General features: G+C 69.5%; 8 protein-coding genes and 1 pseudogene. 3 read left to right on the top strand and 6 right to left on the bottom strand.

From position 1 onward, the window contains the following. From G4D87_RS26895 to G4D87_RS26870, 6 genes and pseudogenes are all read right to left on the bottom strand, one after another. Nucleotides 1–340, bottom strand: a pseudogene (locus tag G4D87_RS26895) (membrane protein insertase YidC); the annotation flags it as partial. A gap of 49 nt (nt 341–389) precedes the next feature. Continuing rightward, nucleotides 390–608, bottom strand: a complete 219-nt coding sequence (yidD, locus tag G4D87_RS26890; protein ID WP_163785310.1) for a membrane protein insertion efficiency factor YidD — start codon at nt 606–608, stop codon at nt 390–392. Further along, a complete protein-coding gene (gene rnpA / locus G4D87_RS26885; RefSeq protein ID WP_163785308.1) occupies nt 605–1,024 on the bottom strand; it encodes a ribonuclease P protein component in 420 nt (139 codons plus the stop codon). The genes yidD and rnpA overlap by 4 nt, the downstream gene beginning before the upstream one ends. 12 nt (nt 1,025–1,036) lie before the next feature. Then, entirely contained in the window at nt 1,037–1,189 is a 153-nt protein-coding gene (gene rpmH, locus G4D87_RS26880) for a 50S ribosomal protein L34 (protein ID WP_002637840.1), read from the bottom strand. Nucleotides 1,190–1,566: 377 nt separating this feature from the next. Beyond that, nucleotides 1,567–3,342 carry a serine/threonine protein kinase gene (locus G4D87_RS26875; protein WP_163785306.1) on the bottom strand — a complete coding sequence of 592 codons (1,776 nt, stop codon included), beginning with the start codon at nt 3,340–3,342 and terminating at the stop codon, nt 1,567–1,569. Between the two features lie 31 nt (nt 3,343–3,373). After that, a complete protein-coding gene (locus G4D87_RS26870) occupies nt 3,374–4,261 on the bottom strand; it encodes a DUF2381 family protein (RefSeq protein WP_163785304.1) in 888 nt (295 codons plus the stop codon). Nucleotides 4,262–4,462: 201 nt separating this feature from the next. Between G4D87_RS26870 and G4D87_RS26865 the strand changes: the two genes are divergently transcribed. From G4D87_RS26865 to G4D87_RS26855, 3 genes are all read left to right on the top strand, one after another. Then, nucleotides 4,463–4,750, top strand: a complete 288-nt coding sequence (locus tag G4D87_RS26865; protein WP_163785303.1) for a helix-turn-helix domain-containing protein — start codon at nt 4,463–4,465, stop codon at nt 4,748–4,750. Between the two features lie 403 nt (nt 4,751–5,153). Further along, entirely contained in the window at nt 5,154–7,574 is a 2,421-nt protein-coding gene (locus tag G4D87_RS26860) for a hypothetical protein (RefSeq protein WP_163785302.1), read from the top strand. 21 nt (nt 7,575–7,595) lie between these two features. After that, entirely contained in the window at nt 7,596–9,461 is a 1,866-nt protein-coding gene (locus G4D87_RS26855; protein ID WP_163785301.1) for a HEAT repeat domain-containing protein, read from the top strand. Nucleotides 9,462–9,576: the final 115 nt, after the last annotated feature.

Here is a 9,576-nt window from a genome sequence, read left to right as displayed (position 1 = left end):
TCTTCGCGCCCTTGAGCACGGCGGCGGTGAGGCCGGCGCCCTCGGAGGAGAAGGTGTAGACGGACTCGTCGCGGAGCAGCTCCGCCTTGCGCGCCGGAGGCGGCGGGGCCTCCGCGGTGGTGCCCGTCCCGGTGCCGCCTTCGGGAGGCGGGACGGCGGGGGGGGTGCCGGCATCGGCGGGCGCCATGGCCACCACGCCCGCGTCGGGGACTTCCGAGTCGGGCGGCGGCGTGGGCGCGAAGAAGAAGGTGTAGACGGCAGTGGCCGCGAACGAGAGGGCCAGGGCCGCCAGCAGTCGCTTCTGCGAATCGTTCGACTGGGGCGAGAGCGGATCGTTCATAGACTCCCCCCTCCACGGGGGAGAGGGCGGCAATGGGTGGAACCCCTCGTCACGGCACCGGGTCGATACCGCCGGGGTGGAAGGGCTGGCAGCGCATGAGCCGCCAGAGAGTGAGCCACGACCCCTTGAGGCCGCCGTGCTTCTCCAGCGCCTCCATGGCGTACGTGGAGCACGAAGGATGGAACCGGCACACCCGAGGGAGCAGCGGTCCGAGGAACTTCCGGTAGAAGCGGATGGGCAGCGAGAGGACGAAGGCCAGGGGGCTCATCTGGGCGGCTCCTTCGGCTTCGTCTCCGCGCGGGGCAGCCGCTGCAGCTTACGGGTGACACCGTCAAAGGCACGCGCCAGCGCCGGAGAGGAGGCGTCCTTCGCGGAGGAGCGTGCCACCAGGACGACGTCCAGGCCTGACGGCCATTGCATGCGGCGCTTGCGAAAGAGCTCCCGCAGGACGCGCCTCAAGCGCGCTCGGACGACGGCGTTGCCCACCTTGCTCGACACGGTCAGGCCAACACGCGAGTACGGTCGGCCATTGCGCTTCACGAGGGCCAGGAGGCAGTCCGAAGGGACTTTCTGCCCGCCTTCCTGGACCTCGAGGAACTCGCGCCGTTGAAGCAGGCGCAGGGCCTTGGGGAAGCGCTGGTCTGCCGGGCGGGACTCGCCCGGCGTCGCACCCTCGGCCCTCACACGCGAACTCGCTTACTTCTTGGGAGCGGACACGACGAGCCGCTTGCGACCCTTCGCACGACGACGCTTGAGGACATCCCGGCCGCCCTTGGTGGCGTTCCGCTTGCGGAACCCGTGGGCGCGATTGCGGCGGACCTTCGACGGCTGGTACGTGCGCTTGGACACGGCTCTGACTCCTTGGTGATGACGGCGGCGCCTCCTACCGCTCCGGCGCGACCTGAACTAGGGAAAGGGGCGGGTCCGTACCCCCATTTCCAGGGTAAGTCAACGTTGGATCACCCCAGCCCACCGTGGAGACCACCCCAGGAGGCCCGATCGGGCTGCTTGAGGTAGGGCGATGAAGGCTGGGGTGAGACTGACGGTGCTGACCACCGCCCAACGCACGGCGGCGGGAGTTTAATCGCGACCGGCACGGACGTCTGTTTCCCCGGCGGTTTTTTCCAGCAGCGGCCTGACTGCCGGGCGGCCTCGTGCCCTACCTGCACTCACATGGCCCTCTGGGCTGGCATTTCCACCCGCACGGAGAGGCGCCAGGCGGGCCGTCATGGCCAGCGCTCCACGGCGCTCACCGGCAACTCCCGAGGCAACACGGCGGCATCCGGGTTTGAGCCTGGCTGCGTCCTGACGCGGCCATCCGGGTTCCCAACGACGATGCACACCGGGAAGGTGCGCCCATCCGGAAGCTTCGCCTCGGAGTAGCGGGCCATCGCCGCCGGGCGACCGTACTCATCAACGAGGCCTGTCCAGAGTCGTCCGTACAGCAAGGTCCCATCGGGCAATGAGGGATCCGCCCAGGAGTAGCCCGCGATTCGGCCGACCACGGCGCCGTTGCGGTACGTGCCGAGCTGGCTCTGATCTCCGGGCTGGTTGATGTCGATGACGGCCTTGAGCCCCTTCGTGGTGTCCACCGCCAGGACTCGGGACATGGCCTCACGGGCCTCCTCGGGGCACTCAGCGGGCTCAGGCCGCACCTGGGCCGCGGAGCAAGCCAGCCCTGCGACAGCGCAGAGCGTGGCTGTCAGGAACCTGGATGGGCCAGAGCGAAGAGCAGTCAGCGGGGATTCGGGGGTCGCGGTGGGCACGTGCGGGCTTCCTTTATCCAATGTAGTCGCAAGTGTGCTCAGTCCCAGCCAGAGGGCCAGAGAAAGCACCAGCAGGGAGCACAAGGACCACAGCACAGAACGCCACCGTGGGAGGACCGGCGCTTCCACGGAGACGCCGTCGGTCCCCTCCAGCATCGGGGCTCCTGGCGTTTCCGCCTTCACCTGCGCCAGTTCATCCGCCGCTGCTGCCCGTTCCACGCATTCGACCGCAGACGATTCCTCGGCGGCATGAAGGTGCGCGGCCGGGGTAGGGCTTTCAGGCGCTTCTTCCTCCGGCGGAGGCAGCGCCAGGGAGGTCTGCCACTCGGGCTGCTTTCGCTCCTTGGCAGCATCCCAGAGGGCCTGAAGCAGCGCCTCGGCGCTGGGGTAGCGCGCCTCGGGCCGCTTCTCCAGCAAGCGCAGGGTGATGTCGCTCAACACGCGCGGCACCTTCGGGTTGAGCAGGTGCGGCGCGGCCGGCACCCGCGTTGCGATGGCCACCACCAGCAGGTCGTACGGCAACTTCGGATGGAAGGCATAGCCATCGGTGAGCGCCTCGAAGAGCAGCATCCCAAGCGCATAGAGGTCCCCAGGTACGCCCGGGTCGAAGTGAGCGCCCTGCTTCCAGGTCTCCTTTCCCAAGAAGGTCACGCACTCAGGAGGGAGCAGGTACGGCGAGGTTGGCGGCACCCCCACCGTCAACGTCGTCATGCCCGGAAGGCGGGCCACGCCATAGTCGAAGACGAGCGGCTTCTCGTCCTCCGTGCGAATGAGGATGTTGTCGCTCTTCAGGTCGCGGTGGCACACCCCACGCTGGTGCAGAGCGCTGACCTGGCGCACCACTTCCGTGAAGACGGTGAGCAGCCGCGCGGCAGAAGGCTCGGTGCGCCAGCGCCACTCGTGGAGCGTCTCTCCCTCGACGTAGTCCGTGACGAAGTAGAGGAAGCCACTGAGGATGGGCCAGTGGTCGACAGCATGAACCTTCAGCCCCGTGTCGTAGGCCATGTGGATGGCCACCTCGCGGGACATGCGCTCCTCCACGTTCTCCTCTTCCGGGAGATGGGCGCTGGAAGGTCGAAGCGCGACCTTCAACGTGTAGGTCCTCCCTGGCTGCTCTTCGCGCTCCACCTTGAAGACGCGGCCGAAGCCGCCAGCGCCCAATGGCGCGAGCACGCGCCAGGGGCCAACGCGGCTTCCGGGCACGAGTTGGTCGGGGTGAATCGGAATCATCGCCATGGCCAATGCCCCTGCGCCGCCTGCGGCGCGGTCAGAAAACCACTCCGCTCAAGGGCAGCGAACCGCTGCCTTCCTTGTCCTTCAGCTCGAGGCGCAGCTCCTCGCCCAGTTCCCACCAGGGGGCTTCGGTGCGTACGAGGAGGAGCCCTTCCTCTCCGGGAGCCAACTGCGGCCTGTCCATGCGCACGGAGAGCACCTTCACAGGGGCTCCGCGGACGGACGACAGCTTCACCTCACCCAACGTCCAGCGACGTGTGCCTGGCTGGCTGCGGAGTCGAACAGCCACCAGCGCCCACTTGCCGGTGCGGTAGCCCACGCCATCCTCCACCTTGAGTCCGCTCGAATTGTCGGGTGGCACGCGAGCGTCGAATCGTCGGACTCGAATGTCCTGAGTGAGCCAGCCGGAGAGGACCATGCCCTCCGGACCCCCATCGCCACTGCCGTCCCGCAGCGCCGCGTACTTGGCCCTCAGCTCGCGCAGCTCCACCTGGAGCGCCTCGACGGAACGCGTGCGGCGAATCACCTCCACGGATGCATCCACTTCGTCCCCGGCGGCGATGAGCTCGAACGTCGCCTCTGCCGGCGCAGCGCCGTCCGCGAAACGCACGGTGAGCAGCAGCCGCTCGCCGGGCACCAGGTCGACCTTCGGCTTGAAGGCGACCAACCTCTCGTGCTCATCAACTCGCTCGAAGTGCGACTCACGTCCCCCGAGCTGCACGCCCTTCATGCCGAGGTTCGAATCGAAGGTGAGGGTGGTGAGCGTTCCTCGCGCGACCCGCACCGTCACGTCCTCACCTACAGCGGGCAATGAGAGGGTCCGCTGCCGCAGCTTGCGCTCGCCGCCAGGTTGCGACTGGGCGGCCGCCGCGCATGCCAGCAGCAACAGCAGCAACGGCAACGGGTTCAAGGAACCGGGCACGTGGTCAGAGCCCGCTGGACTCGCAGCGCCTCATCGGCACGTTCATCATCAAGCCTTCGACCCGACTGCCACACTTCCCGCACTTCACCGGAGCCATTCGCGGCCTCGTCAGCTGGACCCAACGTCAATAAACGACGCTAGCGACACGTCTTTAGCGACGTGGTGAAGCTCTTGTAGACGCTCCTACGGTCCCGCCGCAAGATGGGGCCCCGGGTCGACAGAAAACGCCGGCCTGAGCGGGCGGAGCAGTACGAGAGCGACGCCTACCGCGCGCTCCAGCAGCGTTTGGCCGCGGCGGTCCGGCGCCTCCGCGAACAGAAGGGCTGGACGCAGGAAGAAGCGGCCCACCGCTGCGGCATGACGACGCGCCTCTACCAGCGCGTGGAGGGAGAAGAAGCCAACCTCACCTTCACGTCGCTTGCCCGCGTTTGCGAAGGCTTCGAGGTCGATGTGGTTCGCCTCTTCAAACCACTGAAGCGGCGCACCTGAATCAAGGATTGTGATTCTCGAACGGCGGCCTACGCGAGCCGACCGGCCCCAACTGTTGCCGCGCATGTTGCTTGATGGACGCCCGGTTTCGAGCGCCCTGGTTGATGGACTATTGCGCCCATCCTACGGTTCTCCGGTCGGGTCAGGGCTGCCCGAAGGGCGCCACCGAAAATGGCCCAAGCCGTGGCGCGACTGGGGAACCGCCGTCCCGAGGCCATCCACCAGTCGCCTCAATCGACGTGCACGGCAACACCCGGGCAGGCACCCCAGGCCCGCCTCAAGCTCGCAACACCTGAGAGCGCCCTGGGGCCTCCCGCACCCGTCCAGCGACACCGCTTTTTTCCGGCGAAGGAAATCTGAGAGCACCGTTCTCCGGGAAACCCACACAGAAGGTGTCCACACCATGTCACTCACGCGACCCCAGGTCGCCGTGCTCGGACTCGTCATGTCCGCGGCGCCCGCCCTGGCCTTCACGCCGCTCCCCACCATCCCCACGCAGCCCATCTACAACCTCTGCCTGGGCTATGTGCCCACGCTGCAGGACTGCCAGACGGGCACCACCCTCTGCGCCCAGTTGGCGCGGCAGGCGGCGAAGACGAACCCGAACGCCACCTGCAACGTCCTGGTGCGCGACGCCGCGCTGGACGCCGTGGCCAGCCTGCCCGAGCGCACCGTGCTGGTGCCCGTCACGCGCAACGCGAGCGGCCAGACGGTGGAGCCGGACGTCGCCACCAAGCCGGTGGCCTTCATCGAAGAGGACGCGAACGGGCGCAGCATGAACGGGCTCGCCGGCTTCCTGCTGGGCACCGCGCACCGCGACCAGACCTACTTCCCGGCCACGTCCCAGTCCGCCGGGTGGATCAAGTTCCTGCGCGCGCTCCAGCTCGCCGGGTGGGACAACAGCGGCACCACCGTCGACTCCTGCCAGGAGTACGTGCACGAGAAGTACTACGACTACAGCCTCTTCGAGTTCGCCACCGCCTCCCTCGGCACCGACTACCGCCGCATCCATGGGCTCGCCTTCGCCGCGGCGCCCAGCGGCGGCGCCGTCCCCGCCACCGCCATTGGCACGCGCGCGATTCTGGACCCGGTGCAGCGCGGCAAGGACGGCACGCCCATCCAGCCCGCCATCCAGTTCCCGGCGGGCGCGCCGAAGAACGAGTTCTTCACCGTGCCCGCCCCGGTCCAGGGCAAGGTCATCATCAGCGCCAGCAACCAGGACCGCGTGGTGCCGCTGCCGGGCATCATGGGCGGGGCCATCATCGAGCTCAAGGACCTGCACCGCAGCCTGAACCTCTACGGCACCGTCCTGCCCTCGGCGATGCGGACCACCCTGTCCCAGGGCGCCAGCTACTACAACGAGAGCTGGGCGTGGCACCGCGCCATGAGCACGCGCAACGCCGCGGTCCTGGACGAACAGCTCTACTCGCTGGACCAGCTCCAGGAGGACTTCGCCGCGCTCATCCAGCAGCGCAAGGAACGGGTCGCCGCCATCCAGTCGGAGCTGGCCCTGCGCTTCCGCCCGATTCCGGGGATGCTCCAGGCCCCGTCCACGGACACGTCCAGCAACCTGTCGGGCGACGAGCCCCAGGACCCCATCATCACCCGCGCCTACGAGCTGGCCGCGCTGGATGACGTCATCGAGGCGGCGCTCCAGCAGGCCCAGGCGCGCGGCTGCCTCGCCTTCCAGACGGGCAAGATGCCCGCCCCCTGTGACTGGTCCCCCAAGCGCTTCGCCCGGCGCGTGATGAACCTCTACCAGGGCGCCCGCGAGCAGGACTTCCAGAAGTGCGCGCGCTACACCCGCGACGACTTCGCCGACCTCAAGGCGAAGGCCCTGGTGCACGGCGGCGTCAACTTCCCCGCGCAGAACTACACGACGAGCCCCTCGCGACTGGAGACGTACTTCACCCGCCGCGACCAGTACCTGCGCGCCCTGTCCGCCACGGTGGGCACCATGCTGGACCCGAAGACGGCGCAGCCCCGCCTGCGGTGGGAGTCCGGTGACAGCTACAGCCTGGGCAATGACACCTTCGGCGCCACCGCGAACTACCAGGTGGCCGTCGCCCTCAACAACGTGAAGTACACGCCCGACTGCGGCCTCTCCCCGGAGGTGACGGGCAGCTTCGACGCCACCGGCAGCGCCCTGGGCATCAGCGCCAACCTCATCCACGCCCAGACGCAGGTGACGCAGAAGCGCGCGGACATTGATTTGGACGTGCTCGACAACACCGTGCCGCTGGTGGACGTGCACCGCGACCTGGCGCTGGGTCAGTTCAACATCGTGTCCGGCAAGCAGGAGAAGTCCGCCACGCTGGTGAACGCCCAGGCCACCTTCGTCATCGTCGTGGTCCCCGTGACGCTCGGGGCCAAGGTGGCCGGCGTGGTGGGGCTCGACTACCGGCTGACGGCCGAGCACCAGGTGACGGGCACCACCCAGTGCAGCGTGACGAGCCTGGGCGTCGCCGGACACCTGGAGCCCTTCGCCCGGGTGGACGGGGAGCTGTACGCGGCCGTTGACCTCTTCATCATCGAGGCCGGCGTGAAGGGCCGCCTCCAGCTGGTCCACGCCGCCGTCCCGCTGGACGCCAGCGCATATCTGACGTCCTCCGGCGGCAGGCTGAAGCTGCGCATGGAGGGCAACTCCCACCTGCGCTTCACCTTCCTGGCCGGCCGCATCTCCGCCTACGTGGAGGTGGGCATCTGGCCCTTCGAGGCGGAGTTCGAGCAGACGCTGGTGAGCTGGAACGGCATCAAGGAGGACGTGAAGCTGTTCGACCACGCCTTCAACGTCGACCTCGTGGACATCCGCTCGCTGCTGTAACCCACCCGCTGGAGACGCCCCATGAACAACGCACGCAAGGTCATCACTGGCGGTGCCCTGCTGGCACTGCTGCTCCTGGGGGCCACCTGGCTCCACCTGGCCCAGGCCCCTGTCACCGGGGCGTCTCCCGCGACGACGCCCCTCCACCTCCGCTTCCCGGTGGGGGAGCGCCGGACGTATCACCTGGACTACACGGCCCGGACCGAGGTGCGCCTCGCTGGCGCACCTCGGGACGGCGCCGCCATGGCGGGCCAGGCCCACTTCGCCGGGGACCTGGTCCTGCGCAGCCACCCCGCCCAGGGCACCGCCCTGCGCGTGGGGCTGAGCCTGGAGAACCTCCGCACCCACTCGCTGGAGCTGTTCGGCCACGCGCTGCTGCCGGACGCCGCGGCCGTGGAGGCCACCTTCGCCGGCCGCGAGGCCCTGCTGGAGCTGGACGCCGACGGCACCCTGCGCGCCGTCGCCTTCCAGGAGGGAGACCCGTCCCTCTTCAAGAACACCATGCAGGCGCTGGCGGGGGAGCTCCAGTGGGCGCTGCGCGACGGCGACACCTTCCAGGTGGACGAGACGACGTCGCGGGGCGGCGCTCGCGCGGAGTACACGCGGCTGGACGGAGACACCCTGCCCGCGCGCTTCCTCAAGCGGCGCCTGGCCTACCCGGAGCCTCGGGGCATGGGCACCGGGAGCGGCGCCGTGGAGGTAGACTCGCGCTTCGAGGTGACGCTGGACGCCGGCGGCGTCCTGGAGCGCCTCGTGGGCGAGGAGCGCGTGCTGCGCCGCCCGGCCGGTGGCGGCGAGCCCACCGCCACCGCGCACGTCCAGCTCCGCCTGGAGCCCGGCGCGCGGGGGCGCTTCACCGTGGCCCAGGCGCCCGCGGACGTGGCGCTCCAGCGGCTGGCGCCGGGCGAGCTGGTGACGGACGCCCGCGTGCAGGAGCGGATGCTGGCGCAGCAGGTGGATGGCCTCACCCCGGAGCGCTTCTTCGAGCTGATGGAGAAGTACGCCAACGGCGGCACCTTCCCGGAGCACAACCACTTCCTCCTCCAGGCCACGGGCCTGCTGGAGCAGCAGCCCGAGCTGTGCGCGCGGCTGGCCGACTTCTTCCAGCAGTCCACGCTGAAGCCGCGCGGCCGGGCGCTGGTGTTGGACTTGCTGGCGGGCGCGGGCACACCGGACGCGCAGGCGGCGCTGGTGCGCGCCCTGTCCAGCCCCCAGGCGCTGGCCGAGCCCGCCTACGGCATGCTGCTCAGCCGCCTCTCACTGCTGACCAGCCCCACCCCGGACACGGTGCGCTTCATCGAGCGCGCCCACCTCACGGCCCGTGACGACACGCGCGTGGCCACCTCCTACGCCCTGGGCGCCACCGCGGGCGCCCTCTACCGGCAGCAGCAGGACGGAGAGTCCCTGGCCGCCGTCCAGCGGCTCGAGTCCGAGCTGCACACCGCGCGCACGCCCGAGTCGAAGGCCCACCTGCTGCTCGCGCTGGGCAACGCGGGCCTGGAGGCGCAGGTGGACGTCATCACCCAGTACACCCAGGACCCGGACGCGCAGGTCCGCCGCGCCTCGGCCCGCGCGCTGCGCAAGATTCAGACGCCCCAGGCCCTGCGCTCGCTCCTCACCCTGGCCGAGGACCCTCAAGCCCCCGTGCAGTCCTCCGCGCTGACGGCGCTGGGCCGCCGCCCCCTGGACGACTCCGCCCTGCGGCAACTGCGCGACCTGGCGCTCGCCGGCAACGTGCCCCTGGAGAACCACCACACCCTGGTGTCGGTGGTCGAGCCCTACGTCCAGCGCACGCCGGAGGTGCGCCAGCTCCTCCAGCACCTGCTCACTCACGACGCGGCGGACGCGCAGCTCCACATGCGCATCCGCGGCCTGCTCGGGACGTGACGGGGGGACGCCGGAGGTTTCACTTGGGGTGAAGCCTCCGGTGGGGTCCCCCAGTGCTTGGGGTAGGGGTGGGGATGATCCACAACCGGGCCCGGCTGGCATGCCCGTTGCGGAT

Source organism: Myxococcus vastator (genome assembly GCF_010894475.1).
GTDB classification, from domain to species: Bacteria; Myxococcota; Myxococcia; order Myxococcales; family Myxococcaceae; genus Myxococcus; species Myxococcus vastator.
The sequence above is the reverse complement of the archived record's forward strand: the minus strand, read 5'-3'. Positions and strand labels throughout refer to the sequence as shown.